This window comes from Conexibacter sp. JCM 18997, assembly GCF_055391915.1.
Map to the genome: position 1 here is coordinate 3,221,352 of NZ_AP043885.1, position 25,417 is coordinate 3,246,768.

Below are 25,417 nucleotides of genomic sequence, written 5' to 3' on the forward strand. Positions count from 1 at the left end.
GCTCTCCTCCATCCAGAGCCGTGCCCATCATCTGTCGGGCCTCGTCACGGGGCTATTGGCCAAAAGGACCATCTCTGCCGCGCCAGCGACCGGAACCCGCGCCGATCTACGATGCGGTGGCGCCCGCCGGCCCCAGGAACTCGTAGAGCGGGAAGCGGGCGGCGAGCGAGCGGCAGCGATCACGCAGCGCGTCCTGCTCGGCGTCGAACGAGGGCGACAGCGCGATCCGGATGATGTCGCCCAACTCGGTGAACTCGTCCTGGCCGAAGCCGCGGGTGGCCAGCGCCGGCGTCCCGAGTCGCAGACCCGACGAGACCATCGGCGGGCGCGGGTCGAACGGGACGGCGTTGCGGTTGGCGGTGATGCCGATGGCATCCAGCCGGTCCTCGGCCTGCTGCCCGTCGAGATCGGTGCCTCGCAGGTCGGCGACGACGAGGTGGACATCGGTCCCGCCCGACCACACGCCGAGGCCGTCGTCGCCCGCCAGCAGCCGCTCCGCGACGGCGCGGGCGCCGTCCAGCGTGCGCCGCTGGCGCTCAGCGAACGCGGGCGAAGCGGCGATCCGCAGGGCGACCGCCTTCCCGGCGATCACGTGCTGCAGCGGCCCGCCCTGCTGACCGGGGAACACCGCGGAGTCGATCTTGCGGCCCAGCGCCTCCCGGCAGATGATCATCCCGCCGCGCGCGCCGCCGATCGTCTTGTGGATCGTCGTCGTCACGACGTCGGCGTGGGGCACGGGACTGGGGTGCAGCCCGGCCGCGACCAGCCCGGCGAAGTGCGACATGTCCACGACCAGCTGTGCCCCGCACGCGTCGGCGATCTCACGGAACGCCGCGAAGTCCAGCTGGCGCGGATAGGCCGACCAGCCCGCGACGATCACCTTCGGGCGCTCGGCGAGCGCGATCTCGCGCACTTCGTCGAGGTCGATCAGCCCCGTGTCGCGTCGCACGCCGTAGGCGACGACGCGATAGAGGCGCCCCGAGACGTTGAGCTTCATCCCGTGGGTGAGATGGCCGCCGTGATCGAGGGCCAGGCCCATCAGCGTGTCACCGGGATCGAGCAGCGCGTGGTAGACCGCTGCGTTGGCCTGCGCCCCCGAGTGCGGCTGGACATTGACGTGGTCGCCCCCGAACAGCGCACGCGCTCGGTCCCGAGCCAGCTGCTCGGAGACGTCGACCCATTCGCAGCCGCCGTAGTACCGCTTGCCCGGGTAGCCCTCCGCGTACTTGTTCGTCAGCACGCTGCCCTGACACTCCAGGACGGCGCGTGGGACGAAGTTCTCCGAGGCGATCATCTCCAGCGTGTTCTGCTGGCGGGTCAGCTCACCGCGGAGGACCTCGGCGATCTCGGGATCGACCTGGGCGAGCGGTCGATTCAGCACGTCTTGGGGTACGTCGGTCACGGTCATCATCAGATCTCGGTCGATCACTGTGGCCCCGCGCGGACGGTCGGTCAATTGATCGTTGGACCAATTGCTCGGGCGAATGGTTGGACCAATACTCCAGCGATGCTCGCCGGCGCTTTTGCCCTGTTCCGCATCGGGGTCGGTCCCTCCAGCAGCCACACCGTCGGCCCCATGTCGGCGGCCCGGCTGGTCGCGGCCGACCTGGCCGGCGCCCCCGTCGCCGTGGTGCGCGTGGTGCTGTTCGGATCCCTGGCCCTCACCGGCAAGGGTCACGGAACCGATCGGGCCCTTGTCGCCGGCCTGGGCGGAGCCGATCCGCGGACGATCGACCCAGCCTTCGTCCTCGGTCTCCCGGCAACGCCCGAGCGCGTGGTCCTGTCCGACGGCGCGTCCGTCCGCTACGAGCTGCACAAGCAGGCTCGCGGCGGTCCCGCCGGGCACCCCAACGCGATGCGCTTCGAGGCCACGGATCACCGGGGCGGCATGCTGCTCCACCGCACCTACCGGTCGATCGGGGGCGGCTTCCTGACGCAGGACGGGGCGCCGTCGACGTCGGAGTCGGCGGAGCTCCCGTTCGCGTTCACGTCCGGCGAGGAGCTCCTGGACCACGCCAACCGGCTCGGCAGCATCGCCGCCGTCGCGGCCGCCAACGAGGCCGCGCGCCGCCCCGCCGTCGAGGTCACCGCGGGCCTGCAGGCCATCGCCCAGGCGATGAGCGACTGCATCGAGCGCGGTCTGCGATCGGAGGGGGAGCTCCCGGGCGGCCTGCGGGTCCGCCGACGGGCGCCGGGCCTGCACCAGTCGCTGCTCACCAACGGCGGCGGGCCCCTGGAAGAGCTCGAGTGGGTCGCGCTCTGGGCGATCGCCGTCAACGAGGAGAACGCCGCCGGCGGCCGGGTCGTGACGGCGCCGACGAACGGCGCTGCCGGAGTGCTTCCGGCCGTGCTGCGCTATGCGCAGCGGGTGGAGGGCGTCGACGATGCGGGCATCGTGCGGATGCTGCTCTGCGCCGCCGCCATCGGCGCCCTCATCAAGCACAACGCCTCGATCTCCGGCGCGGAGGTCGGCTGTCAGGGCGAGGTTGGATCGGCCGCCTCCATGGCTGCCGCCGCTCTGGCCGAGGCGCTCGGGGGAACGCCGGCCCAGGTGGCCAACGCGGCGGAGATCGCCCTGGAGCACCACCTGGGCATGACGTGCGACCCCATCGGCGGCCTCGTGCAGGTGCCCTGCATCGAACGCAACGCGCTCGGCGCCGGCAAGGCGATCGCCGCCGCCAAGCTCGCTCTGCGCTCCGACGGCGTCCACGTGGTGTCACTGGACAACGTCATCGACGCCATGCGCCGCACCGGGCGCGACATGCACGAGAGCTACAAGGAGACCGCCCGCGGCGGCCTGGCGGTGAGCGTCCCGGCCTGCTGAAGGCGCACGAGCGCGTTGAGGACGACCTCCGCGGCGCGTGCCCCGTCGAGCGGGTCCGCCTCTTCCTCGGGCGCGTGGCTGATGCCGTCGCGGCACGGCACGAACACCATCGCCGCGGGTGACCGGTCGGCCACGCACATGGTGTCGTGCGCCGCCCCGGACGTCATCCGCCGGTGCGTCACGCCGGCGGCCGCGGCGCTGGCCTCGAGCGCTTCGAGGATCGACGGATCCATCGGCGTCGGCGCGACGGCCTGGCGCACCGCGTAGCGGGCGCCGACCGACCGCCGGCGCCCGACCTCGGCGGCGAACGCCTCGATCGCCGCCGCCACCCCCTGCACCGCATCGCCATCCACGCCGCGGATGTCCAGCGACAGGCGCACGGCGCCGGGGATCACGTTGATGAGGCCCGGCTCGACATCGAGTTCGCCGACCGTCGCCACCGTCCCGCGCCCCGCGGCCGCGGCCAGCCGCTCGACCTCGAGGACGATCTCGGCCGCCGCGGCCAGCGCGTCGCTGCGGCCGGCCAGCGGCGTCGCGCCGGCATGCCCCGATCGGCCGGTCAGGTGCACGTCGGCATGCACGTAGCCCGAGATGGCCTCGACCACCCCGAGCGTCACGTGCTCGTCCTGCAGCACGCGTCCCTGCTCGATGTGCGTCTCGACCCAGCCGACCAGATCGTCCAGCGTCGCCGCGCACTCGCGCCAGTCCTGCGGCCGGTGGCCGGCCTCGGCGGCGAGCTCGAAGAACGGCCGGCCGTCGTCGAGCGCCCGCACGTCGTCGCGCAGCTCCGCCTCGCCGATCCGCCCCGCGGCGATCCGGCTGCCCAGCAGCAGCTGGCCGAACCCGGACCCCTCCTCCTCCAGGAACGAGATGATCCGCAGGGGCAGGCCGAGGCCCTGCTCGCGGTCCAGCCGCGCCACCTCGACCGCCAGGGCCACGCCGAGCGGACCGTCCCACGGCCCGCCGTTGCGATTGGAGTCGCAGTGCGACCCCAGCCCGTACACCGGCTCGCCGCGCGCGACGTTCTGCGCGACCAGGTTGCCGACCGGATCGTCCCGCACCTCGAAGCCGAGCTGGCGCAGCTGCTGCGCGAAGTACTCGTGCGCCCGCCGCCACTGCGGCGTGTACGCGTAGCGGCACACCGCGTCCGCGCTGCGGGTGTACTGGGGACCCGCCAAGGTCAGGACGTCGCGCGCGATGCGGTCGCGAGAGCGCTCCCGGTCGATGGTGACGTGCGCGGTGCTCGTGGCGCTCACGCCGCCACCACCCGCCGCAGGTCGGCGTCGGGATCGCGCAGCAGCCCGGCGTCGACCGGTCGGCGCGCCTCCAGGATCTTGGACGCGCGTCGCAGGTCGCGCCCCATGTTGACCGCGACCGCCGACTGTGGCACGCCGTCCTGGAGGTAGAACGCGAGGAACCGCCGGTCGTCGAGGCTCCCGCGGACGACCAGCTCGTCGTAGCGGCCGTGATGGCCGAGGTACTGGATGTTGGTGTCGTACTGGTCCGACCAGAACCAGTGCAGCTCCTCGTACGGCGTGCCCTTGCCGAGGATGGAGCGCGCGGCGGCCGCGCCCTGGCGGGCGGCGTTGCGCCAGTGCTCGACGCGGATGTGCCCGCCGAACAGGGGGTGGGCGTGCAGCGCCACGTCGCCGGCGGCGTAGACGCCCTCGACATTGGTGCGGCAGTACTCGTCGACGACCACGCCGTCGGCGACGCCGACCCCGCTGCCATCCAGCAGCTCGGTGTTGGGCCGGGTGCCGAGACCGACGACCGCGAAGTCGCACTCCACCAGCCGGCCGGTCGCCGTGCGGACCGCGCGCACGCGTCCGTCGCCCTCGAAGGCGTGCACCCCGTCTCCGAGCAGCAGCTTGACCCCGCGCTCGGCATGTATGTCGGCCACGACCTGCCCGACGTCGAGCCCGAGGATCCGCTCCAGCGGGACCGAGAACGCCTCGATGGCGACGACCTCGACGCCGGCCTGGCCGAGCGTCGCGGCGACCTCGCAGCCGATGAACCCCATTCCGACGACGACCGCGCGCCGGCCGGGCGCGATCTCCGCGCGCAGGGCATCTGCGTCGGCGCGCGAGCGCAGGTCGTGGATGCCCTCGAGCTCCCGCCCCGGGATCGCCGGCCGCCGGCTGCGGGTGCCGGTGGCGATCACGAACGCATCGGCCCGCAGCCGCGTCCCGTCCGCGAGCACGGCCGCCCGCTCCCGCGTGTCCAGCGACGCGACCGCCGCACCGGAGCGCAGCTGGATCGCGCGCCCTTCGTACGCCTCGGCCGGGTGCACGAGCGCCTGCTCGAACGGCTGCTTGCCCGCCAGGTACTCCTTCGACAGCGACGGCCGCTCGTAGGGCAGCTCCTGCTCGTCTCCGAGGAGCAGGATCTCGCCGTCGAAGCCCTCGTCCCGCAGCGTCACCGCCGCACTGGCCCCCGCCAGGCTCGCCCCGATGATCGCCACCGTCTTGATCGTCATGTCTCTCTCCGTCCTGCCCTTCTCGTGACCTCGATCCGAACCGACCTCCGCACTCGGTGAACCGCCGGTTCGCGGGTCGGGTGTACGTCGCGCGTCCGCGAGGACGCCTCTCCTGGGACGGCCGCCGCCGTCACCGCACGTCGGGCGGCGTGTGCGCTGCCCGTGCGGTGGCGGCCCGCAGCGCAGGCAGCGGCCACCGGTCGTGACTCGTCGGCCCGCCGCCCACCAGCGCGGTCCGCGGCGGGCGCAGCAGGATGCCCTCCTCGATCGCCGTTCGCGTCGCCGCCGAGCGACTCGACACGTCCAGCTTCTCGAGGATGTGCTGGACGTGGGCCTTCACGGTGCGGGTCGTCACCACCAGGGCCGCGGCGATGTCGTCGTTGCGCGCACCGTCGGCCACCAGGGTGAGCACGTCGAGCTCGCGTCGCGACAGCCCGTAGGGCAGCCGCTCCAGCCGGGACAGGCCCGCGATGATCCCGCCGTCGTGACGACGCACGCACCGGCACCGGTACCACTGATCCGCGGCTCCCTCCCAGAAGAACTGGGTGGTCCACCAGTCGCGCTGGGACGCGAGGATGAGGTCGACGACGCCGGCGAAGAACGCCACGAGCTCGTGCCCCTCCTCGGCCCGGCGACGGACGACCTCGACCTGCGGCCCGCTCGTGTCCCCGTCCCGCTCGGCCTCGATCTTCAGCACGTACTGCTCGCCGGCGAGGAGCTGTCCGGCCCGCCGGCTCTCCTCGACCGGGTCGATCACGCGACCGAGCACGCGCGACAGATGCGACATCAGCTCGCGCGCCTCGTCGGAGGGGTTGCGCCGATCGGACGCCGAGGAGTCCAGGAACCCCGTCAGGCGACCACCCGCGGACGCCAGCGGCGCCACGAGCCCCTCGACGAACCCGACCGGCAGGTAGAACTCGGACATGCACCGCAGATCGGACGGCCTGAACGGCAGGTCGCGCACGCGCGCCGGCCAACCGGTCTCGGCCTGCGCGAACGGCGTCAGCACGTCGATCTCGAAATCCGGGCCGTCCAGATACGTCATCAGGTCCGCGGGATAGCCCTTGGCGTACAGCTGGTGGCGCTGGCCGGTCATCGGGTCGAGGCCCCAGATCATCCAGCCGTCGACCCGCGCGATGGGCTCGGCCGCATCGAGGATCTCCGCCACCTTCTCCTCGACGTCGGAGCCCGAGGCGGCGATCTCCGCCGCCCTGGACACCACGTCGATGACGCCGCCCGACATGTGTTCGAGACCCTATGGTCGCCTGACCCGGGCTGGCAATGGCAATGTGGGCGGACTCATGCCATACGGTTGGTCCACATCACCACCACACCATCGGCGTCGTGGTGATGTGCTCGATGCTGCCGTCCTCGTGCAGGATGAAGTTCTGCTCGATGCCCGAGGCCCCGACGTCCTTGCGCGCGATGAACGCCTCGACGCCGAGGACGGTGCCCGCCTCGAAGACGTCGTCGTCGCCGCACATGGTCGCGCCGATGTAGGGCGTCTCGAAGAACATCCCCATGTAGTGGCCGAAGTGCGGCCACTTCTCGGCCGCCTGATCCTTCTCGTCGCTGGCCTCCGTGACGAGCCTCTCTCCCAGCTCGGCGACCTCCTTCACGCGGACACCCGGCTTGATGGCGTCGATGAGCGTGTGGATGATCCGCGCGTTGTCCTCGACGATCGACCGCTGGTCGTCGTTGGGCTGGCCGCCGCAGACCGCCGTCCGGCCGGGGTCGAGCCAGTAGCCCTCACGGACGGGCCCGTAGATCCAACCGCGCACGAGATCGCCCGGATTGGGTGCGACATCCGAATGCCCCGTCAGCGGGTTGCTGACCCAGTAGCGGATCATCTCTCCATGGGAGCAGGGGACCATGTGCACCGCCCCGCCCTCGCGCACGATGATCTCGCTGGCGGCGCCGGCCGCCACGTTCTCGCGTTCCCCGTCGATGAGGCCCTGCATGAGGCGGTTGAGCGCCAGCGTCATGACCTGGCCGCCCTCGCGCATGCAACGGATCTCCGCCGCCGACTTCTTGCGCCGGACGTCGAGCACGAGGTCGTCGTCGTGGACCCATTCGATCCCGTCCGCCGTCGTCTCGCGCTCCAGTTGCAGCCAGTGCTTCATCGGGAGGATCTGCGTCCCCACGATCGCCACACGCCCGCGAATCCCGCGCCGGCGCAGCGCGTCGGCGACGCCCTTGATCGGGTCGTAGTGCCACTCGACGTTCCCCGCCGCGACGACGTCCAGGCGCGGCCACGGCTCATCGGCCTGCAGGTCGGCCTCCGTGCCTGGTTGCAGGATCACGGCCCCGAGCCCGCGCGCGTTGAACACGGCGGTGTCGAGGCCCTGCCCGGACGCCTGGGAGTAGTAGTTGGCCAGCCACAGCACGTCGGCGCACCGGTCGTAGGAGCCGCCGGAGCGGCTCCACACGACGGCGGCGTCATAGCCCCGCCGGCGCATCTCGTCATGGACCCGCTCCCACCGCTCGTGGTACTCCGACAGCGGGAAGTAGCGGGCGCCCTGGTCGGTCGTGGTGCCGGCGCTCATGCGGTCGGCGTCCTGGGCTGAACGGCGTCGGGGTAGTACGGCAGGGTGTCGACGCGCGGCGTGTACGAGCCGTCGTCGATGCACGCGCGGACGTGCTCGGCGATCTCCTGCGTCGTCGCGAACCAGACGTCGCCCTTGTCCTTCATGTACTCGATGAGCTTCTCGACCTCGATCGCCCGCGCCAGGCGACCCGAGTTGAAGGGGTGCCAGATCGTGACCCACAGGCCGCGGTGCTCCCACATGGCGTCGAACTCCTCGCGGAAGACGCGCATCGCCTCCTCCCCGGACTTCGGGGGCATCATGTAGTCGTAGTCCGGGACGTGCGCGTAGTGGGGGTAGTCGTCCATCCCCCAGTGCGACGGCAGCTCGATGACCTCTCCGCCCTCGCCCCGCATCACGTACGGGATGTCGTCGCCCATCAGGCTGGCGTCGTAGAGGAAGCCGTGCTTGATCAACAGGTCGGTGGTCCGATCGGAGTACTTGAACCACGGGGCGCGGTAGCCGACCGGAGCCCGACCGGTGATGCCCTGGATGATCTCGATGCCGCGCACGAGCCAGTGCTCCTCCTCCTCGGGGGACTGCTCGTTGGGCATCTCGTGGATGTAGCCGTGGTGGCCCAGCTCATGCCCGTTGGCGACGATCAGCTCGGCCGCCCGCGGATAGGTCTCGATGGCCCACCCCGGCATGAAGAACGTCATCTTGATCTCCTGCCGCTTGGCCATGTCGACCAGCCGCGGGACCGCGACGTCTGGGCCGTAACGCAGGAACGTCTGCGTGTCGACCTTGCGGTGCCCCGTCTCCGGGTGCATCAGATGCAGGATGCTGTCGGCGTCCTCGTCCCACGTGAACGACACCGCCACACGGGCGTTGTTGGGCCAGGGCACAGGATTCGCGATCATCGCGGACGTCCTCCTTCTCGTTTCATCAGGCCATCGCTGCGGTGACATCGGGCGTCTGCGGCGGAGCTCTCAGCCCGTCCGGCTCGTCCATCAGGGCCGCGCGCGCGGCGCGCGCCACGGCCTCGTCAGGGTCATCGAGCAGCTGGCCGACGGACCGGCGATCGCCCAGGCGGACGAGTGCGTGGGCTGCGGTCGCGCGGACGATCGGATCCACGTCGCTCGCGCCGAGTCGACAGGAGGGCCGGTGCACCGGGTCGCCGGTGTTGGCGAGCGCGATGAGTGCGTTGCGCGCGACGCGGCCGCGTCCCGCGCGGGCGAACGCGCTGCCCGCGTAGAGGCGCTCGAAGATCCCGGCCTCCGGATGCGCGGAGAAGAACGTCCGCAGGTCGGGATGCGCCAGCGTCGCCTCGGGCATGTATCCCGACCAGAACGCCTCGGCCTTCGCGTTCCACGGGCAGACCTCCTGGCAGACGTCGCAGCCGAACACCCATGTGCCCATGCCGGACCACATCTCGGTGGGGATCAACCCCGGATGCTGCGTCGTCCAGTAGCTGATGCAGCGCCGCGCGTCCATCGTCCCGTCGCCGAGCAGGGCTCCGGTGGGACAGGCCGGCAGGCACCGCGTGCAGCTGCCACAGCGGTTCTTGTGCTCGACCGCCGCTGGCACCTCGAGATCGGTGAGGAGCACGGTCAGCGTCGTGTAGGTCCCCAGCTGCGGGGTGATGACCATCCCGTTGCGGCCGACCCAGCCGAGGCCTGCGCGCGCGGCGTAGCTGCGCACCGGCAGCGGTCCCTGATCGACCCAGTCGCGCGCCCGCACGCCATGCTCCCGACACACGCTCTTGAGCTGCTCGATGTGCGGGCGCAGGACGCGCTCGACGTAGCCCTGCTCGCGCACCCAGTACATCCGGCCGACGCGGCCGATGCGCAGGCCGTCCTGGGGCGCCCCCGGATCCGGATAGGCGTGCGCGGCGCCCAGCACGAGCGCGCTGCGCACCCAGCCGAACCGCTGGAGCGGGTCGAGGCGCACCTCGACGCCGCGCTGCAGCTCGCCCATCGTCGCGTGCCGGCGCTCGCTCAGCCAGTTCGCGTAGCGCTCGATCACGAAGGGCGGCAGGTCCCCCTCCCCCCAGCGGGCCTCGAAGCCCAGGTCGCGCGCGGCTGTGCGGATCGCATCGGCGCGCGCGTCCATCACCGCGCGCCTTCGACGTAGTGGCCGCACGCATACGAGTACGCGGCGACCAGGATGCGTTCGATCACGCCCAGCTCGTTCTCGTCGCGCGGGGCGTAGAACACGAGGCTCTGGGGCTGGATCAACCCGTAGAGCGCGAGCGGGTGGATCTGCCCCCACCCCTTCTCCAGCAGCGGCTCGGCCCATTCGGGCGCGAGCGCGGTGTGGACGCTGCCCTCGGCCCGGACGTGCGCGAACTCCAGGCCGAGGATGAACGCCTCCCCCTGACCTTCGGCCCGGCGCTCGTCCAGCAGCAGGGCCTGGGCGCCCGGGATCGTCTGTCGCACGGGCGCGACGGTGACCTCGGGCCAGGTGGCGACGAGCGCCAGGATCTCCTCCTGGGCCGTCGCCCGGTCGGCCTGCGTCACCTGCGCGCACGGGAACTGCCGAGCGATGTCCGCGCGGCCACCGGCTCGCCGCGGGACATCCTGCAGGCACCGAGGCGGATCCTTGGTGATCCAGTCCTCGGTGATCCGCCAGCGCGGACGCTCGACCGCCGTGCGCACCTGCGTCCGCACCCGCCTCAGGCCGCCGGCGCGGTCTGCAGGCCGCACTCCGCGAGGAACGCGGTGTGGGCCGCCGACACGACCTCGCCGCGGTCGGGGGCGGAATCAGGCCAGCGGGAGCCGGCGAGCATCGCCGACGCCGCCGCGACCGCCTCCTCGGTGCGCGGGCGCCACTTCTCGATCCACCCGTCGAGGACCTCGCGATTCTCCGGGCGCTGCGAGACGCTGTAGGCCACGAGCGCCTTGCTCCAGTCCTTGGAGCGCTCGCTGTCGAGGCGGATGTCGTCGAGCGTCAGCGCGAGCTCCTCGTCGCCCTCGGCCTCCGCCGTCTGCCGCAGCACGTCGACGAAGAGCCCGTCGCACAGCGGCTTGACGACCAGGTTGAGCGCCGCGAAGCACTCGCCGAGGTCGTAGGCGACGAGCAGCTCCTCGAGGACCTTGCGCAGCGGCTGCCAGGAGGGATCCTCCTCCCAGATCGCGCGCGCCGTCTGCGTGTCGGCCAGCTCCGCGCCGAACTCGAGGCTCAGCGACTTCGCGCGGTAGGCGATGCGCTGAATGCGGCGCATCTCGTCGCCGGCCTGGAACTCGGCGCAGTTGGAGATGTACGAGCTCGGCGACAGCTGGGCGAGGTACATCGCCGCCATCTGCAGCACATGGCACGAGAACCGCGAGGTCAGGTACACGCGACTCAGCACGTCGACCCATTCGGCGGACGGCGCCCCGGGACGGCCACCGCTCTCGAAGCGTTCGACGATCCCGTCCAGGTACGTCTCACGGCGGTTCTGCTGCTCGACGTACGTGTGGTAGGTCAGGCGATGCGGGTCGCGGAAGCCGTTCCAGTCGTCCACGCGGAACGTCGATCCCTCGCGATGCTGGAGATACCACGCGTTCAGCGGCGCCGTGGGCGAGACCTCGAACGGGGCCGGTGACTTGCCGTGGTGGTAGATGAGGTTGTGGGTGACGACCTCGTACTCGGAGGGCTTGCGCCGCGCCCCCGTCGACAGCTGGCTCCACGTCTTGGGCGCTTTGCGCGCCGGGCGCGACGTCTCCGGACCGCTCACTTGCCCTCCCCCAGGTACCAGACGATCTCGTCGTCGGTCACCTTGATGCGACCGGCGAACGACGGCATGACGCTCTCGAACGCGGAGATCCGCAGCTCGCCGCCGAGCTCCTCGTCGAGCGATTGCTGGGTCAGCCGGCACTCCGACGGCAGCCCGATGCGGACGTAGGCGCCCCGGTCGTCGAACGTCGGCGTCTGACCGTTGTCGGTGGCGATCGCCCGCGCGACCGCCTCGGCCACGTGGCTGTTGCTGATCACCGGGCCCACGTACCTCGTCCTCTGTTCAGCAGCCATCAGGTGAGTTGCTCCTCGTCGATGAATGTCCAACGGCCTGGCTCGCTGGACGGCCGATCCACACCGCGTCGTCCTCGATGCGCACCTGCCGCTGCACGAGGCACGTGTTGTCGGGGTTGACCCCGGCGCCGGATTCGGCGTTGAACTCCCACAGGTGCGCCGGGCAGACGAGCTTGTCGTCCTCCAGGTATCCGTCAGCGAGCGATGTGCCCTGGTGCGGGCAGGACGACAGGAACGCGCTGACCCGTCCGCCCTCGAGGTGCACGACGATCAGCTCCTCGCCGTCGACGGTCACCGCCATCAGCTCGCCTTCCCACAGATCGTCGAGTTCGACCGCCTTGACCCAGCGGTCGTCGTTCTTCACGGCCACGGGCGGCTCCTAGCCCCCGACCTTGATCTCGACGTAGTCGAGCCAGCCGATGCCGACGTCCACCGCGCGGGCGTCCAGCGGCTGCTCCACGCCCTTGAAGAGCAGGCGGAAGTCGCGGCCCTGCTCGGGCACCCGGATGCCGGACACGAAATCCGCCGCGGTCTCGCAGATGTCACGGACGGTGGCCTCCGGGTCCACGTTGACGTGGTGGACGAGGAAGTCGTCGCCGAAGATGAAGCCGATCGGCAGGATTCCGGGGTTCGCTTCCGGGGGTGCGCCTGGGACGCGCGCCCCGTCGAGCCCCGTCGGGGCGTCTGACATCGGTGCTGTTCCTTCCTGGCTGGGAATGGTCTGCGGCTAGGCCGCGCTGGCGCCGGACGCCAGGGCGGACTCGCGTGGCTTGGCCCAGCGGTAGCCCGCCGCATCGTCACCCGCGATGTCGGGCGTGATGCCCATGTAGTCGAGGATGCCCTCGATCGTCGGCGGCTGGATGTCGCCCATGATCAGCCGGTCGATGATCGTCTTCGTGCCGGCGTAGCGCTCGGGGTTCTGGTCGAAGATCCACTGGCACGGCTCCGAGCAGAACGAGTACTTGCGCTCCCCGTGCACCGACTGGCGCGGGTCACAGTCCGACGTGGTGCCCGGGATCTTGAAGACCGGCAGATGGCACGTGTTGCACAGGATCGGCAGCGTCTTGCCGAAGCTCGCGTCGATGTTGTCGGCGCGCACGTTCTCGCCGATCGTGTCCCAGAGGCTGCCGAACTTCTTCTCCCAGCCCGGGTACTTGGCCTCGAGCCACTCGCGCTCTGCGTCGGAGACGCCCGCGTCGGGGTGCCACCAGACCGTGTTGCGGAAGTACCAGATCCCGGCGTGCTCGGAGTGGTGATACCAGTCGAGCTCGTCGAGGAACTGGTCCCAGTACCACGGCTTCTCGAGGCCGAGGTCCTCGAGCTGGTCCATGAACTGGCGGATGATCCACTCCTCCATGAACTCCTTGAAGGACATCGTCCGGTGCTCGAGCGGCGTCCAGTAGTCCATCGAGGGCCCGGTCAGGGTGGCGAACAGGTGCCACGCCCGCCAGAAGGACACGTCGATCAGGTTCTGCGCCAGCTCGCGCTGACCCGTCTCGAGCAGGAGCTTGAGCGTCGGCTCGCCCTGCTGGGCGTGGCGCGCCTCGTCGGTCTGGATGCTGGAGATCAGCGCGCCGAACTCGACGTCGCCCAGCTCCATGGCGTCAGCGGCCATGCCGATGAACTGGAGGTTGGTGAAGCCGGTCTCGAACGTGAACGTCAGCTGGATCGCCGTCGAGATGACGTCGCTGGCCATGAACAGCTCGTCGTTGTGGCTCTGCGCGGCGATGATCGCCCAGTTGCCCGTGTGGTAGGCCTTGTGCGCCCAGTCGAACTGCTGGTCCTTCTCGAGCAGCGAGTGCGCGACGCGAAGCTGGATCTGGACGTGGCGCATCTCGTCCAGCGCGCCGAACAGGGCCATGTTGCGCCAGGCAGCGGCCAGTCCGAAGCGGCCCATGCGCGACTCCGCGAGGGTGGACTGCCCCTCGGAGACGGTGACGGCGCCGAAGTGCGCCTTGATCGCGCCCTTCCAGCCCTCGTCGAGCTGGTCGAACAGGTGCGAGCGGGCGATGGCGGCACCGACGGCGGCGACGCCTGCGTCCTTGTCGACCTGGTTGTAGACGTACTCGCGGTAGGACAGCTTGTAGGGCTCGTCCCACTTCCACCACGTCGCCGGCGAGGTGTCGCCCATCGAGCCGACGAGCTGGGGCGGAAACGCCTCCTCGAACGGGACGTAGCTCAGTGTCCAGTTCATGTCCCGCGCGATGTCGTACCAATCAGATCGCCGCAACTGGGGCATCTGGGCCTCCTTCTCCAGTCCGTCCTGCCAACGTTCGGACGGTCCCTTGCTCCACGTGCGGGAACCGCCCCGCTAGCTAACCTCGCGCGCCGTCCGAGCGCCATTGTCCGAAAGGACACTTCCGAGGCCCGGGCGGGCCCAAGATTGGCCGTTCGGCCGATTGTCCGTACCCGCGCAGCAGCGCAACCTTCTCCCGGTGCACTGCGGCGACACGCTGCAGCGCTCCCTGTCAGACGTCGTGAGGAGAATCGGATGCATCCCGGTCCGCAGGCGCTGAGCAACGGCCACCACACCGGCCAAGCCAACGGCAACCACCCCCACCGCAACGGCCAGCCGACGGCGCAGGAGCTCGTCGATTTGATCGTCGAGCACGCCTCGCGCCCGATGGAGGAGGCGCAGGCGCTGCCTGCTTCCTACTACATAAGCGAGGCCCTCTACGACCTCGAGGTCGAGAAGATCTTCCGGCGCGACTGGCTGTACGTCTGTCGCACGGACGAGGTCGAGAACCCCGGAGACTGGTACTCGGCCGAGATCGCCGGCGAGCCGATCATGCTTGTGCGCGGCAAGGACATGAGGGTCCGCGCGCTGTCACGCGTCTGCCCGCACAGATTCATGGACATCCTGAAGGTCGAGCGCGAGGCCGGCCACGATTACGGCCACAAGGACTCGTTCGTGTGTCCGTACCACTCGTGGGCGTTCGACACCGAGGGCTCGCTCACGGGCGCCCCGCTGATGAACCGCAGCACCCTGTTCGAGCGCGAGAAGGACGGCTACTGCCTGTCCCAGTTCGCCGTCGAGATCTGGCAGGGCTTCGTCTTCGTCAACATGGACGCGAACGCCGCGACGCTGGCCGGCCGCTTCGCCGAGATGGACGAGCTGCTGGCTCCGTATCGCCTGGAGGAGTGGAACTCGTCATCTTCACGTTCAAGAAGACGGCACAAGTGCTGGTAGGCAACTTCAACGGCAACGGCTTCCTGCCCGGCGTGACCGTCGCCAGCATCGACGTGTTCGTGATGCCAGGGCCCTACGAGGGTGCGGCGACGGCGGACGCCACGCTGCAGTTACTTGCCGAGCGGCTCGGTTGACAGCCTGTTCGGTGTGACGCTGGACGTGAGGGTCCGCAATCTCGGCCCACGGTCGGAAGTCGCGTGCCTGCCCGCGCGCATTCTTGCGTTGGAGCCCGTTCGATGGCGACTGCTTCCAAAACGCTTCCAAAACGCCGCAGCGCGACCAGCGTAAAGAAAGCCCCGCCCTAGCGAAACATCCGGTTAGCGGGGCTTTTGTGCGAAGCCCTCCATCGGACTCGAACCGATGACCCCTTCCTTACCATGGAAGTGCTCTACCAACTGAGCTAGGAGGGCGTAGCGGGTCACTCTAGCGCGACCTTCGACCGCTCCTTCGCCGTCACCGTGGTCACCGGCAGCCCGAGGCCGCCGATCTTCGCCGGGAGGTCGAGGTGGAGCCACTTGGAGATGTGCGCGGGCAGGGTCGAGACGATCACCTCGTCGAAGCCGTGCAGGTTGACGGCGTCCATCACCGCGGTCAGCGCGGCGGGCGCGCCGATCAGCCCCTCGACGGGCGCGCCGGCCGCGTCCTCCAGCAGCGGCAGCGCCAGCTCGAGCACCGCCTCGGCCTCGCCGCGGTCCGCGTCCTCGGGATCGACCACGCGCTGCAGGCCGTGGGCGGCGGCGGGGACCAGCAGGGTGAAGCGGCACGGCCCGCGGGCGGCGCGCTCGCGCACGGCGGCCAGCAGCGCCGGCGTGGCGGCGGTCTTGTAGGCCACGATCAGGACCCGCGTCGGCGTGGACGACTCCATGCTCAGGCTCCTCTCTCAGGTGGGACGGTGTTGATCGTCCCACCCGCAGCGCGGCGGGTCTACCCCGCCAGCCGCCAGAGCGCGTCGTCGCCCGCGGCGATGCGCTGGACGCGGCCCGCGGCCAGGTGGTCGATCAGCGCGTCGTCGACCGGCTGGCGCTCGCGCGGGGCCAATCCCGAGGTCATGATCGCCACCAGCTCCGCGGTGGCCAGCGGATAGGGGAACGCGGCCAGCGCGTCGAGCGGATCCTCCGGCGCCGGGCGCCGATCCAGCGAGCGGTCGAGGTTGGCGATGCACACGTCGTAGGCCTCCAGCGACTGGAAGCCGCCGGCCTCCAGCGAGCGCCCGTCCTCGGTCACGAAGATCAGCGAGGGCGCCGTGTAGCGGACCGGCCCGTCGCTCTCGGCGTGCTTGCCCTGGAAGTGCGTGGCGCCGCCCTCGGCGCTGCGCGACCGGGCGCGGTCGGCCTCGTAGCCGGCGGTCACCTCGGGGCTGTCCAGCGCGCCGACGATCGCCTCGGCGTCGACGCCGGGCACCAGGCGCACGCGCTCCAGCAGCGAGGCGTCCTCGTCCATCACCAGCGGCGTGGTGAACTGCCCGAAGGCCAGCGCCCGGAAGACCGCGCGCTCCCGCTCTGGGGCCTGCAGGCGCGTGGCCACGATCGTGCGGCACATGCGGGCGGTGGCGGCCACCGACGCCTTGGGCTCGTGCGAGAACGGCATGCCGAAGCGGGCGAACGCGCGCTGGTGCTTGGCCGAGCGCACCGGGTTGTAGCCCCGCTCCTCGTACTGCCGGCGCTCCTCGGTCAGGCCGATCGTCACCAGCGTCCAGTCGAGCTGATCGCCGTAGCGCCAGCGCAGGGCGGCGAGGTCCGGATTGGCGGAGTAGGCCCAGGGACAGCCCGGGTCGGTGAACTCGGTGACGTCGAGCGGCATAGGTCAGATGCTTGCACAGGCAAGCACTGGGCCCGTTCCGACTGGATTCCCGGCCGATTTTGCCGATACCTTTCGGGAACCCTTCTCCTAGAAAGGACTGCTGCTCACATGGGCACCGATCCGTCCCTCGCCTTCGGGCGGGAGGCCACCGCGCAGGAAACCGACACGCGTGCCGTTTTCGGCCAGACCATGGGTCTGGTCGGGTTCACGCTCGGCTTCTTCGCGCTCGGGGCCTACATCGGCCGCGATCTCGGCGGCACCACCGGCCTGATCCTGATGCTCTGCGGCCTCGTGCCGCTGATCGCGATGAACTTCGCCGTCAAGAAGGGCAACCAGTCGCTGGCCATCGCGCTGCTGTTCGGCTTCGGCCTGCTGTTCGGCCTGGGTCTGGCGCCCACGATCAACTACTACGCGTCGTCCGAGCCGGGCGTCGTGTGGCAGGCGGGCATCGCCACCGGCCTGTTCGTCGGCCTGCTGGGCTCGTTCGGCTACGCCACCTCGCGGGATCTGTCGGCGCTGTACCGCTACGCCTTCTTCGCGCTGATCGGCCTGATCATCTTCGGGTTCGTCCTGTTCTTCGTGTCGATCCCGGGCGAGAACATCATCTACAGCGTCCTGGGCCTCGGCGTCTTCGGGCTGCTGACGGTGCTGGACTTCAACCGCCTGAAGCGGTCGGGCATGGAAGTGGCCCCGCTGATCGCCGCGTCGATCTTCCTCGACGTCGTGAACATCTTCCTGTTCTTCCTGTCGATCTTCGGCGGGAATCGCAACTAGGAAGACGGGTAGGACCTGCCGTATGGCAGGGCGGGAGTTGGAGATCGACCACGTCTCCAAGCGCTATGGAGACGTGGTCGCGCTGCAGGAGATGACGTTCGACGTCGCGGCCGGCGAGCTCTTCGGGTTCGTCGGCTCCAACGGCGCGGGCAAGACCACGACGATGCGCATCGCGCTCGGCGTGCTGGCCGCCGACTCGGGCGAGGTGCGCTGGGACGGGCGCCCGCTCGACCTCGAGATGCGCCGGCGCACCGGCTACATGCCGGAGGAGCGCGGGCTGTATCCGCGCATGAAGGTGGCCGAGCAGCTCGTCTACCTCGCGCGCCTGCACGGCCTGGAGCCCGACGCGGCCCAGCGCGCCACCGACACCTGGATGGAGCGCCTCGGGGTGGCCGGCCGGCGCGACGACGAGGTGCAGAAGCTGTCGCTGGGCAACCAGCAGCGCGTGCAGCTGGCCGCCGCGCTCGTGCACTCCCCCGAGATCCTGATCCTCGACGAGCCGTTCTCCGGGCTGGACCCGGTCGCCGTCGACGTGATGAGCGACGTGCTGCGCGAGACCAGCGCCGCCGGCGTGCCCGTCGTCTTCTCCAGCCACCAGCTCGATCTGGTCGAACGACTGTGCGACCGCGTCGGCATCGTGCGCGACGGCGCGATGGTGGCCAGCGGGACGGTCGACGAGCTGCGCGCGGGCGGCACCGAGCGTCTCGCGGTGCAGGCGCCCGCCGCCCCGCCGGGCTGGGCGGACGGGCTGGCCGGCGTGACCGTCCGCGGCCAGGAAGGCCCACGGACGATCCTCGAGCTCGACGAGGGCGCCGACGACCAGGCCGTGCTGGCCGCCGCACTGGCCACGGGGCCGGTGCACGAGTTCGCGCGCCGCCAGCCGTCGCTGATGGAGCTCTTCCGTCACGTGGTCAGCGAGGAGGTGGTGTCGCCGTGAGCTGGTGGCCCGTCGTGCGGCTGGTGGCCGGCCGCGAGATCCGCACCCGGATCGGCTCCAAGGCGACGAAGATCGTCACCGCGATCATGGTCGTCGCGCTCGTCGGCCTGATCGTGGTCCTGGATCTGACCGGCGGCGGCTCGTCGGCGCAGAAGGTGGGCCTGACCCAGGAGGCGGAGCAGCTGGCCCAGCCGCTGCGCGCAGCGGGGCAGGCCAGCGGCGAGGACATCGAGACCGTCAACGTGATCTCCCCGGCCGCGGGCGCGCGCTCCGTACGCGACGGCCAGCTCGACGCGCTGATCGCCGGCCCGCCGACGGACTTCCGGGTCAGCGTCAAGAACGAGCTCGACGACAGCCTGCGCCTGACACTGACCGCGCTCGCGCGCCAGGAGACGCTCGACCGGCAGGTGACGCAGCTGGGCGGCGATCCGACGCAGGTCAACGCGGCGCTGGCCCGGACGCGGCTGGAGGTCTCCTCGTTGGAGCCCCAGGAGCCCTACCACGACGAGCGCCTGATCATCGGGATCATCGTCGGCGTGCTCATCTACGTCGGCCTGCTGGCCTACGGGCAGGCGGTCGCCCAGGGCGTCGTCGAGGAGAAGACGAGTCGCGTCGTGGAGATCCTGCTGTCGACGATCCGGGCCTGGCAGCTGATGGCCGGCAAGGTCCTGGGCATCGGCATCGTCGGCCTGCTGCAGCTGGCGGTGGTGCTTGGTGCGGGTGCGCTGGCCGCGGCCGTGACGGGCGTGTTGAGCCTGCCCACGTCGGTCGCGGCGGGCACGATCGCCTGGGCCATCGTCTGGTACCTGCTGGGCTACTTCCTGTACGCGCTGCTGTTCGCCGCAGCGGGCGCGCTCGTCTCCCGCCAGGAGGACGTCGGCAGCGTGACCATGCCGCTGATGATGCTGATCATCGTGCCCTACGTGGTCGGCGTCTCGGCGCTGCCCGCCGACCCCGAGAACGGCCTGGTGCGCACGCTCTCGCTGATCCCGCTGTTCTCGCCGATGCTCATGCCGATGCGCGAGGCGATGGGCGTCGCCACCGCGGGCGAGCTGATCTTCTCGCTCGTGCTGACCGCCGTGCTGGTGGCCGCGCTGGTGCGCATCACCGGGCGCATCTACGCCAACGCGGTGATGCGCATGGGCGCCCGCGTTCGCCTCAAGGACGCCTTCCGCCAGGCCTAGATGAATCAGTCATCTACGCTCGCGTCAGCTTCTCCGGGTTGACGACGAAGAAGATCCGCCGGACGCCGTCGTCGCCGGCCTCGAGCGTCATCAGCGCGATCCGCTCCTGACCGCGGGCGATCCGCAGGCCCGGCGCGCCGTTGAACGAGACGGGGTCGACGGTCGCGCCCTGCCAGTACTTGCGGGCGAAGCCGAGCAGCGCGTTGGCCACCTTGTGCTGGCCGAGCACCGGGCGCCGGGCGGCGTGAACGACACCGCCGCCGTCGGAGATCGACACGACGCTGTCGGCCAGCAGCCGCTCCAGCCGCTCCAGCTCGCCGTCGCGAGCGGCGTCGACCACGGCGCCGAGCAGCCGCTGGCGCTCCGGCGCGCTGACCGTGTTGCGGCGCTCTCCATCCACGTGGCCGCGCGCCCGCGAGGCGAGCTGGCGCGCGCTGGCGGGTGTCGTCTCGAGGATCTCGGCGATGCGGTCGTAGGGGTAGTCGAACGCTTCGCGCAGGACGTACGCGGCGCGCTCGCTCGGCGTCAGCCGCTCCAGGACGGCCAGCACCGCGAGCTCCAGCGCCTCGCCGCGCTCGGCGCCCAGCAGCGGATCGGCGCTGGTGTCGACCGGCTCGGCCAGCCACGGGCCGATGTAGGTCTCGCGGCGGGCGTGGGCGGACTGGATCGCGTTGATGGCCAGGCGGGTGGTGACGGTGGCCAGGAAGGCGGGCGCGTCGCGCACCGTGGCGTGATCGGCCGACTGCCAGCGCAGCCACGTGTCCTGCACGAGGTCGTCGGCCTGGGCGGCGCTGCCGGTGATCCGGTAGGCGATGCCGAACAGTCGCGGGCGCGCCGCGGCGAAGGCGTCGAGGGCGTCCACGGACACGCGGGAGAGCGTAGGCCCGTCACAGATCGCGGGGCTGTCCGGTCTGGGCTGGTGAACCCCCGAATCGAAAGGCACCAACCATGAAGATCCTCGTCATCGGCGGCAGCGGGCGCATCGGCGCCAAGGTCGTGGAGCGCCTGGCCGCGCAGGGCCACGAGGCGATCGCCGCGTCGCCGTCCTCGGGCGTCGACGTGATCAGCGGCGCCGGCCTGGCGGAGGCGATGGCCGGCACGGACGTGGTCGTCGACGTCGCCAACGCCCCGTCCTGGGAGAACGACGACGCGCTGCGCTTCTTCCAGACGGCGACCGCGAACCTGCTGGCCGCCGAGCAGGCCGCCGGCGTCGGCCATCACGTCGCCCTGTCGATCGTCGGCGTGCACGCGCTGGGCGGCTCGCCGTACATGCGCGCGAAGATCGCCCAGGAGGACCTGATCACGGCGTCGCCGATCCCGTACACGATCGTCCAGGCCACCCAGTTCTTCGAGTTCCTCGACGGGATCATCGCCGGCTCGGCCCAGCCCGATGGCGTGCATCTCGCGCCGATCGGGATCCAGCCGATCGCCGCCGACGAGGTGGCCGACCGCGTGGCGGTGGCGGCCGTCTCAGCGCCCGCGAACGCGGCCACGGAGATCGGCGGCCCTGAGGCCTTCCGGCTCGACGAGCTGATCGCGGGCGTGCTGCGCGAGCGCGGTGACGAGCGCGCGGTCGTCAGCGACCCATCGGTGGGCTACTTCGGCGCCGATGCGGCCGCCGACACGCTGGTCCCGGGTCCCGGCGCGTGGCTGGGTTCGACGACCCTGCGGGACTGGAGCGCGCGTCACGTAGGCTGACGCGCATGAGCGCCGACGGCCCCGTCCTGTTCGCCTACGACGGCTCGGACGCCGCCAAGCGCGCGCTGACCGAGGGCGCCGCGCGGCTGGCCGGCCGCGACGGCGTCGTCGTCACCGTGTGGAGCTCGCACGAGCGCTCGGCCGGCCTGGGCCGCCTGGCGGTCCCCGACAGCGTGACCCGCGAGGCGATCGGCAAGCTCGACACGGCCGCCGAGCAGGACGCGGCCGCGCTGGCCGCCGAGGGCGTCGAGCAGCTGGTCGCCGCGGGCTGGGCCGCCGAGGCGGCCACGCGCTCGACCACCACGAACGTGTGGGCCGGCGTCCTGGCCGCAGCGCGCGAGCACGAGGCGAGCACGATCGTCGCCGGCTCCCGCGGCCGCTCGAGCCTCCAGGCCGCCGTGCTCGGCAGCGTCTCCTCGGGACTCGCGCAGCACAGCTCCGTGCCGGTCCTGATCGTCACGTAGGTCGTATAACGCGCATAAGGCTGAGTCGTCCGCGCGCCGCGGGACGCGCGGCGAAAGGGGGCGACGTGACCGACCTCATGGGCCAAGAACGACCAAGGCTCCGCGATGCGGAGCCTTGAGTGGCGGGAGAAGGATTCGAACCTTCGAAGGCTGAGCCAACGGATTTACAGTCCGTCCCCTTTGACCGCTCGGGAATCCCGCCAGGGCGCCCAAACGACGCGCGGGGCAGTGTAGCGATCAGGTCGCGTTGGCCCGTGGCACCAGCCGCCCGCGCGCCGAGTGGCGATGTGGTCCCGCCCAGCGGGACCACATCGCCACTCGACCGGGAGACGGCCGGGACCGGCGGCTATTAGCCCGCGTCGCGCAGCCGCTGCGCCTCGGGCAGCGACTCGAGCTTCTTCAGCGTGTGGTTCTCGATCTGGCGGATGCGCTCGCGCGTGACGTTGAACGCGCGCCCGACCTCCTCCAGCGTGCGCGGGCGCTCGCCGGTCAGGCCGAAGCGCATCTCGATGACCTCGCGCTCGCGCTGGGGCAGCGCGGCCAGCGCCTTGCGCACGTTCTCGCGGCGCAGGTTCTCCGAGGCCAGCTCGAACGGCGACTCGGCCGTCTGGTCCTCGACGAAGTCGCCCAGCTCGGACTCGTCCTCCTCGCCGATCGGCTTCTCCAGCGAGATCGGCTGCTGGGACATGCGCAGGATGTCGCGCACCTCGCGCGGGTGGCACTCGAGCTCGCGGGCGATCTCCTCGGGCGTGGGCTCGCGGCCCAGCGACTGGACCAGCTGACGCTCGACGTGGACGACCTTGTTGAGCTTCTCGACCATGTGCACCGGGATGCGGATGGTCCGGCCCTTGTCGGCGATCGCGCGCGTCACGGCCTGGCGGATCCACCACGTCGCGTATGTCGAGAACTTGTAGCCGCGGCGGTAGTCGAACTTCTCGACCGCGCGGATGAGGCCCAGCGAGCCCTCCTGGATCAGGTCCAGGAAGGTCAGCCCGCGGCCCAGGTAGCCCTTGGCGATCGACACGACGAGGCGCAGGTTGGCCTCGACCATCTGCTGCTTGGCGGCCATGTCGCCGCGCTCGATCCGCTTGGCCAGGGATACCTCTTCCTGGGCGGTGAGCAGCGGCACACGACCGATCGAGCGCAGGTACAGACGCAGCGAGTCCAGCGAGGGCTCGACGGTGAGGTCGATCTCGGGCTTCTTGACCGCCGTGCCGTCCGGCGCGTCGTCGTCCTTGTTGCGCTTGGGCTCTGACGGCCCCGCGACGGGCTTGCCGTCGGCTCCAACGATGTCGATGCCCTGGTCCACGAGGTGCCCATGCAGCTCGGACACCTGCTCCTTGGTGACCTCGACCTCTTCCAGACAGGTCGTGATCTCCTCGATGGTGACGAACCCACGATCGTGTCCGGCGGCGATCAGGTCTCGCAGCTCGTCCAGCTCGTGGATCGGCGCCTCGTCAGCCAGCAGCACCTCAGCCTTGTCCGTCAAAACCTGCTCCCCCTGAGCATGAGCTTCCCCGTACAGCAGTCGTACGAATGTCCAGTTGCGGTATCGACCGCGTCGGCGTGAGGCTTGAAATCCCTTTTCCCCGACCGGAGTGATAGCACAGGACTCAGCTACCGTTGGCTATCGAACATGCAGCTAGTCGAAGTCCCAGACGTCCAGGCCAGCCTCCCGACGGTCCGCATCTCCCTCTCGCGAGTGGGCGTGACCGGGGTCGAGAAGGTCATCCGCGTCCAGCAGCAGCTCTTCTACGCCAAGCTCGAGTGCTTCGTCGATCTGGGCCCTGCCCAGAAGGGCGCGCACATGTCGCGCTTCGAGGAGACGGTCAACGACGTGATCGGCGAGGTGATCCTCGGCGAGCAGGCCTTCCGGGCCGAGACGCTGGCCGTGCGCATCGCCGAGCTCGTGCGCGAGCGCCAGGGCGCGCGCCGCGCCGAGGTGACGATCGCCGCCCGATACCCCGAGCACAAGCCGGCGCCGGTCTCGGGCATCCAGACCCAGGAGATCTACACGCTGTACGGCTCGGCCGCCGCCAGCGAGGCCGGTACGCGCCGCCTCGTCGGCGTCGCCGCCCAGGGCATGACCGCCTGCCCGTGCGCCCAGCAGCTCGTCGCCGGCGCGGCCCGCGAGCGCCTCGTCGGGCACGGCTTCAACGACGAGCAGATCGAGCAGATCTTCGAGGACGTTCCGGTGGCCACGCACAACCAGCGGGGCCTGGCCACGCTGCACATCGGCTGCCCGGAGGGCTGCGAGATCGAGCTCGAGGCCGCCGACCTGCTGCGCATCGCCGAGGACTCGATGTCCAGCGAGATCTACGAGATGATGAAGCGCTCCGACGAGGGCGCCGTCGTCGAGAAGGCCCACCGCCGCCCGCGGTTCGTCGAGGACTGCGTGCGCGAGATGATCCGCGGCGTCGTCGACGAGCTGCCCCAGCTCTCCGACCAGCACTTCGTCTCGGCCCGCCAGGAGAACCTGGAGACGATCCATCAGCACAACGTCGTCGCCGAGCGCTTCGGCCTGCTGGGCGAGCTGCGCCAGGAGCTGCGCACGGGCGAGCACGCGCTCACGCACACGAGCACGCGCGAATGGCTGGACGCGGCCGGGCGATAGCCTCGCCGCGACCATGCACGACCGCCGCAACGTCGAGCTCAAGGCCCACGACCCGCACCCGGCCGCGACGCTGGACGGCGCCCTGGCGCTCGACGGCGTCGACGACCGCGGCGTGCTGCACCAGCGCGACACCTACTTCCGCGCGGCCACCGGCCGGCTCAAGCTGCGCCGCGAGGACCACGGCGCCCAGCTGATCGCCTACGACCGGGCCGACGCGCCGGGCGCCCGGGAGAGCGCCTACCGGCTCGTGGACGTGCCCGATCCCGATGCCCTGGCCGCCGCGCTTGGGAGCACCTACGGGGTCAGCGTCGACGTGATCAAGGAGCGCCGCCTGCTGCTGTGGGACGGCGTGCGCATCCACCTCGACACCGTCGCCGGCCTGGGCAGCTTCGTCGAGCTGGAGGCGGTGGCGCCCGCCGACTCCGATCTGCAGGCCGAGCACGCGAAGGTCGCGCACCTGCGCACGGCGCTGGACATCGCCGACGACCAGCTCGAGCCGCGCGGCTACGCGGCGCTGCTGCTGGGCGCCGGCAGCGAGGCGCTGGTCGATCGCGCCCGCGAGGCGATGCAGCGGGCCTACGTCCCCTACTCGCGCTTCCCCGTCGGCGCGGCGTTGCGCGACGAGCACGGGACGATCCACGCCGCCGCCAACGTCGAGAACGCCGCCTACCCGCAGGGCCAGTGCGCCGAGGCCTCCGCGATCGGCGTCCTGGTGGCCGGCGGGGGCGCGCGCATCACCGAGATCGCCGTGGCGGGCAACTCCGACCTGATCACGCCCTGCGGCGGCTGCCGCCAGCGCCTGCGCGAGTTCACCGCGCCCGACGTCAAGGTCCACCTGTGCGGACCCGAGGGGCTGCGCCGCACGGTCACCTTCGACGACCTCCTGCCGCTGTCGTTCGGCCCGGAGGACCTGACCTGAG

General features: G+C 70.9%; 27 protein-coding genes and 2 tRNA genes. 10 read left to right on the top strand and 19 right to left on the bottom strand.

Annotation, left to right across the window (positions count from 1 at the left end):
• Nucleotides 1–106: 106 nt before the first annotated feature.
• Nucleotides 107–1,411: a serine hydroxymethyltransferase gene (gene glyA, locus ACZ5UI_RS16470; protein ID WP_464188786.1), complete on the bottom strand. Its 1,305-nt coding sequence runs from the start codon at nucleotides 1,409–1,411 to the stop codon at nucleotides 107–109.
• 96 nt (nucleotides 1,412–1,507) lie between these two features.
• Here glyA and ACZ5UI_RS16475 point away from each other — a divergent pair, with 96 nt between their 5' ends.
• Nucleotides 1,508–2,824 carry an L-serine ammonia-lyase gene (locus ACZ5UI_RS16475; protein WP_464188788.1) on the top strand — a complete coding sequence of 439 codons (1,317 nt, stop codon included), beginning with the start codon at nucleotides 1,508–1,510 and terminating at the stop codon, nucleotides 2,822–2,824.
• On the opposite strand, the gene ACZ5UI_RS16480 is transcribed toward ACZ5UI_RS16475, so the two are convergent.
• The 12 genes from ACZ5UI_RS16480 to ACZ5UI_RS16535 form a co-directional block, all read right to left on the bottom strand.
• A complete protein-coding gene (locus ACZ5UI_RS16480) occupies nucleotides 2,773–4,080 on the bottom strand; it encodes a hydantoinase/carbamoylase family amidase (protein WP_464188790.1) in 1,308 nt (435 codons plus the stop codon). The genes ACZ5UI_RS16475 and ACZ5UI_RS16480 overlap by 52 nt on opposite strands.
• A complete protein-coding gene (locus tag ACZ5UI_RS16485) occupies nucleotides 4,077–5,300 on the bottom strand; it encodes an NAD(P)/FAD-dependent oxidoreductase (RefSeq protein ID WP_464188792.1) in 1,224 nt (407 codons plus the stop codon). The genes ACZ5UI_RS16480 and ACZ5UI_RS16485 overlap by 4 nt, the downstream gene beginning before the upstream one ends.
• A 130-nt stretch (nucleotides 5,301–5,430) precedes the next feature.
• The gene (locus ACZ5UI_RS16490; RefSeq protein ID WP_464188794.1) at nucleotides 5,431–6,543 is read right to left on the bottom strand and encodes a helix-turn-helix transcriptional regulator; all 1,113 of its coding nucleotides are present in this window, start codon (nucleotides 6,541–6,543) and stop codon (nucleotides 5,431–5,433) included.
• A 79-nt stretch (nucleotides 6,544–6,622) separates the two neighbouring features.
• Complete coding sequence (locus tag ACZ5UI_RS16495; RefSeq protein WP_464188796.1) at nucleotides 6,623–7,846, bottom strand: M24 family metallopeptidase; 1,224 nt, start codon at nucleotides 7,844–7,846, stop codon at nucleotides 6,623–6,625.
• Nucleotides 7,843–8,745, bottom strand: a complete 903-nt coding sequence (locus tag ACZ5UI_RS16500) for a polysaccharide deacetylase family protein (protein WP_464188798.1) — start codon at nucleotides 8,743–8,745, stop codon at nucleotides 7,843–7,845. The genes ACZ5UI_RS16495 and ACZ5UI_RS16500 overlap by 4 nt, the downstream gene beginning before the upstream one ends.
• Before the next feature lie 25 nt (nucleotides 8,746–8,770).
• Nucleotides 8,771–9,937 carry a tRNA epoxyqueuosine(34) reductase QueG gene (gene queG, locus ACZ5UI_RS16505; RefSeq protein ID WP_464188800.1) on the bottom strand — a complete coding sequence of 389 codons (1,167 nt, stop codon included), beginning with the start codon at nucleotides 9,935–9,937 and terminating at the stop codon, nucleotides 8,771–8,773.
• Complete coding sequence (locus ACZ5UI_RS16510) at nucleotides 9,937–10,494, bottom strand: luciferase domain-containing protein (protein ID WP_464188802.1); 558 nt, start codon at nucleotides 10,492–10,494, stop codon at nucleotides 9,937–9,939. Before ACZ5UI_RS16510 ends, queG begins: the two co-directional genes overlap by 1 nt.
• A 5-nt stretch (nucleotides 10,495–10,499) precedes the next feature.
• Entirely contained in the window at nucleotides 10,500–11,543 is a 1,044-nt protein-coding gene (locus ACZ5UI_RS16515) for a ferritin family protein (RefSeq protein WP_464188804.1), read from the bottom strand.
• Nucleotides 11,540–11,800 (bottom strand): MmoB/DmpM family protein, encoded by a 261-nt coding sequence (locus ACZ5UI_RS16520; RefSeq protein ID WP_464188806.1) that lies wholly within the window; start codon nucleotides 11,798–11,800, stop codon nucleotides 11,540–11,542. The genes ACZ5UI_RS16515 and ACZ5UI_RS16520 overlap by 4 nt, the downstream gene beginning before the upstream one ends.
• A gap of 25 nt (nucleotides 11,801–11,825) precedes the next feature.
• On the bottom strand, nucleotides 11,826–12,206 hold the full coding sequence (locus ACZ5UI_RS16525) for a Rieske 2Fe-2S domain-containing protein (RefSeq protein ID WP_464188808.1): 381 nt from the start codon (nucleotides 12,204–12,206) through the stop codon (nucleotides 11,826–11,828).
• A 9-nt stretch (nucleotides 12,207–12,215) separates the two neighbouring features.
• Nucleotides 12,216–12,527: a toluene-4-monooxygenase system B family protein gene (locus tag ACZ5UI_RS16530; protein ID WP_464188810.1), complete on the bottom strand. Its 312-nt coding sequence runs from the start codon at nucleotides 12,525–12,527 to the stop codon at nucleotides 12,216–12,218.
• 36 nt (nucleotides 12,528–12,563) lie between these two features.
• On the bottom strand, nucleotides 12,564–14,075 hold the full coding sequence (locus ACZ5UI_RS16535; protein WP_464188812.1) for a YHS domain-containing protein: 1,512 nt from the start codon (nucleotides 14,073–14,075) through the stop codon (nucleotides 12,564–12,566).
• A gap of 252 nt (nucleotides 14,076–14,327) precedes the next feature.
• Here ACZ5UI_RS16535 and ACZ5UI_RS16540 point away from each other — a divergent pair, with 252 nt between their 5' ends.
• Nucleotides 14,328–15,026 (top strand): aromatic ring-hydroxylating oxygenase subunit alpha, encoded by a 699-nt coding sequence (locus ACZ5UI_RS16540; RefSeq protein ID WP_464188814.1) that lies wholly within the window; start codon nucleotides 14,328–14,330, stop codon nucleotides 15,024–15,026.
• Complete coding sequence (locus ACZ5UI_RS16545; RefSeq protein ID WP_464188816.1) at nucleotides 14,978–15,160, top strand: hypothetical protein; 183 nt, start codon at nucleotides 14,978–14,980, stop codon at nucleotides 15,158–15,160. Before ACZ5UI_RS16540 ends, ACZ5UI_RS16545 begins: the two co-directional genes overlap by 49 nt.
• 203 nt (nucleotides 15,161–15,363) lie before the next feature.
• Here ACZ5UI_RS16545 and ACZ5UI_RS16550 read toward each other — a convergent pair.
• The 3 genes from ACZ5UI_RS16550 to ACZ5UI_RS16560 all read right to left on the bottom strand — a co-directional run bounded on the left by ACZ5UI_RS16550 (nucleotide 15,364) and on the right by ACZ5UI_RS16560 (nucleotide 16,826).
• Nucleotides 15,364–15,436, bottom strand: a tRNA-Thr gene (locus tag ACZ5UI_RS16550).
• Between the two features lie 8 nt (nucleotides 15,437–15,444).
• Nucleotides 15,445–15,891 carry a hypothetical protein gene (locus tag ACZ5UI_RS16555; protein WP_464188818.1) on the bottom strand — a complete coding sequence of 149 codons (447 nt, stop codon included), beginning with the start codon at nucleotides 15,889–15,891 and terminating at the stop codon, nucleotides 15,445–15,447.
• A 59-nt stretch (nucleotides 15,892–15,950) separates the two neighbouring features.
• Entirely contained in the window at nucleotides 15,951–16,826 is an 876-nt protein-coding gene (locus tag ACZ5UI_RS16560; protein WP_464188820.1) for a DsbA family protein, read from the bottom strand.
• A 108-nt stretch (nucleotides 16,827–16,934) separates the two neighbouring features.
• Here ACZ5UI_RS16560 and ACZ5UI_RS16565 point away from each other — a divergent pair, with 108 nt between their 5' ends.
• Genes ACZ5UI_RS16565 through ACZ5UI_RS16575 form a run of 3 tightly spaced genes read left to right on the top strand, consistent with a single transcriptional unit; the run spans nucleotide 16,935 to nucleotide 19,721 of the window.
• Nucleotides 16,935–17,600 carry a Bax inhibitor-1/YccA family protein gene (locus ACZ5UI_RS16565; protein WP_464188823.1) on the top strand — a complete coding sequence of 222 codons (666 nt, stop codon included), beginning with the start codon at nucleotides 16,935–16,937 and terminating at the stop codon, nucleotides 17,598–17,600.
• Between the two features lie 22 nt (nucleotides 17,601–17,622).
• Nucleotides 17,623–18,537, top strand: a complete 915-nt coding sequence (locus ACZ5UI_RS16570) for an ABC transporter ATP-binding protein (protein ID WP_464188825.1) — start codon at nucleotides 17,623–17,625, stop codon at nucleotides 18,535–18,537.
• Entirely contained in the window at nucleotides 18,534–19,721 is a 1,188-nt protein-coding gene (locus tag ACZ5UI_RS16575) for an ABC transporter permease (RefSeq protein WP_464188827.1), read from the top strand. Before ACZ5UI_RS16570 ends, ACZ5UI_RS16575 begins: the two co-directional genes overlap by 4 nt.
• A gap of 13 nt (nucleotides 19,722–19,734) precedes the next feature.
• Here ACZ5UI_RS16575 and sigJ read toward each other — a convergent pair whose 3' ends face one another.
• Entirely contained in the window at nucleotides 19,735–20,589 is an 855-nt protein-coding gene (gene sigJ, locus ACZ5UI_RS16580; protein ID WP_464188829.1) for an RNA polymerase sigma factor SigJ, read from the bottom strand.
• Between the two features lie 80 nt (nucleotides 20,590–20,669).
• Here sigJ and ACZ5UI_RS16585 point away from each other — a divergent pair, with 80 nt between their 5' ends.
• Both ACZ5UI_RS16585 and ACZ5UI_RS16590 read left to right on the top strand, forming a co-directional pair.
• Nucleotides 20,670–21,419 carry an SDR family oxidoreductase gene (locus ACZ5UI_RS16585; protein ID WP_464188831.1) on the top strand — a complete coding sequence of 250 codons (750 nt, stop codon included), beginning with the start codon at nucleotides 20,670–20,672 and terminating at the stop codon, nucleotides 21,417–21,419.
• Between the two features lie 5 nt (nucleotides 21,420–21,424).
• Nucleotides 21,425–21,883 (top strand): universal stress protein, encoded by a 459-nt coding sequence (locus ACZ5UI_RS16590; protein WP_464188833.1) that lies wholly within the window; start codon nucleotides 21,425–21,427, stop codon nucleotides 21,881–21,883.
• A 120-nt stretch (nucleotides 21,884–22,003) separates the two neighbouring features.
• Here ACZ5UI_RS16590 and ACZ5UI_RS16595 read toward each other — a convergent pair.
• Nucleotides 22,004–22,085 (bottom strand) — tRNA-Tyr (locus tag ACZ5UI_RS16595).
• 147 nt (nucleotides 22,086–22,232) lie between these two features.
• Complete coding sequence (gene rpoD, locus ACZ5UI_RS16600; RefSeq protein WP_464188835.1) at nucleotides 22,233–23,372, bottom strand: RNA polymerase sigma factor RpoD; 1,140 nt, start codon at nucleotides 23,370–23,372, stop codon at nucleotides 22,233–22,235.
• Between the two features lie 147 nt (nucleotides 23,373–23,519).
• On the opposite strand from rpoD, the gene mptA reads away from it, so the two are divergent.
• Both mptA and ACZ5UI_RS16610 read left to right on the top strand, forming a co-directional pair.
• Nucleotides 23,520–24,497, top strand: a complete 978-nt coding sequence (gene mptA, locus ACZ5UI_RS16605; protein WP_464188837.1) for a GTP cyclohydrolase MptA — start codon at nucleotides 23,520–23,522, stop codon at nucleotides 24,495–24,497.
• A 13-nt stretch (nucleotides 24,498–24,510) separates the two neighbouring features.
• Entirely contained in the window at nucleotides 24,511–25,416 is a 906-nt protein-coding gene (locus ACZ5UI_RS16610; protein WP_464188839.1) for a cytidine deaminase, read from the top strand.
• The last annotated feature ends 1 nt before the right edge of the window (nucleotide 25,417 follow it).

Excerpts from the sequence above, each read along its gene's own strand:
- ACZ5UI_RS16530 (WP_464188810.1), bottom strand. The coding sequence starts at position 12,527 with ATGTCAGACGCCCCGACGGGGCTCGACGGGGCGCGCGTCCCAGGCGCA.
- ACZ5UI_RS16570 (WP_464188825.1), top strand. The coding sequence starts at position 17,623 with ATGGCAGGGCGGGAGTTGGAGATCGACCACGTCTCCAAGCGCTATGGA.
- ACZ5UI_RS16485 (WP_464188792.1), bottom strand. The coding sequence starts at position 5,300 with ATGACGATCAAGACGGTGGCGATCATCGGGGCGAGCCTGGCGGGGGCC.
- ACZ5UI_RS16560 (WP_464188820.1), bottom strand. The coding sequence starts at position 16,826 with ATGCCGCTCGACGTCACCGAGTTCACCGACCCGGGCTGTCCCTGGGCC.
- ACZ5UI_RS16610 (WP_464188839.1), top strand. The coding sequence starts at position 24,511 with ATGCACGACCGCCGCAACGTCGAGCTCAAGGCCCACGACCCGCACCCG.
- glyA (WP_464188786.1), bottom strand. The coding sequence starts at position 1,411 with ATGATGACCGTGACCGACGTACCCCAAGACGTGCTGAATCGACCGCTC.
- mptA (WP_464188837.1), top strand. The coding sequence starts at position 23,520 with ATGCAGCTAGTCGAAGTCCCAGACGTCCAGGCCAGCCTCCCGACGGTC.
- ACZ5UI_RS16555 (WP_464188818.1), bottom strand. The coding sequence starts at position 15,891 with ATGGAGTCGTCCACGCCGACGCGGGTCCTGATCGTGGCCTACAAGACC.
- ACZ5UI_RS16475 (WP_464188788.1), top strand. The coding sequence starts at position 1,508 with ATGCTCGCCGGCGCTTTTGCCCTGTTCCGCATCGGGGTCGGTCCCTCC.
- queG (WP_464188800.1), bottom strand. The coding sequence starts at position 9,937 with ATGGACGCGCGCGCCGATGCGATCCGCACAGCCGCGCGCGACCTGGGC.
- ACZ5UI_RS16565 (WP_464188823.1), top strand. The coding sequence starts at position 16,935 with ATGGGCACCGATCCGTCCCTCGCCTTCGGGCGGGAGGCCACCGCGCAG.
- ACZ5UI_RS16535 (WP_464188812.1), bottom strand. The coding sequence starts at position 14,075 with ATGCCCCAGTTGCGGCGATCTGATTGGTACGACATCGCGCGGGACATG.
- ACZ5UI_RS16585 (WP_464188831.1), top strand. The coding sequence starts at position 20,670 with ATGAAGATCCTCGTCATCGGCGGCAGCGGGCGCATCGGCGCCAAGGTC.
- ACZ5UI_RS16540 (WP_464188814.1), top strand. The coding sequence starts at position 14,328 with ATGCATCCCGGTCCGCAGGCGCTGAGCAACGGCCACCACACCGGCCAA.
- ACZ5UI_RS16590 (WP_464188833.1), top strand. The coding sequence starts at position 21,425 with ATGAGCGCCGACGGCCCCGTCCTGTTCGCCTACGACGGCTCGGACGCC.
- ACZ5UI_RS16495 (WP_464188796.1), bottom strand. The coding sequence starts at position 7,846 with ATGAGCGCCGGCACCACGACCGACCAGGGCGCCCGCTACTTCCCGCTG.
- ACZ5UI_RS16490 (WP_464188794.1), bottom strand. The coding sequence starts at position 6,543 with ATGTCGGGCGGCGTCATCGACGTGGTGTCCAGGGCGGCGGAGATCGCC.
- ACZ5UI_RS16500 (WP_464188798.1), bottom strand. The coding sequence starts at position 8,745 with ATGATCGCGAATCCTGTGCCCTGGCCCAACAACGCCCGTGTGGCGGTG.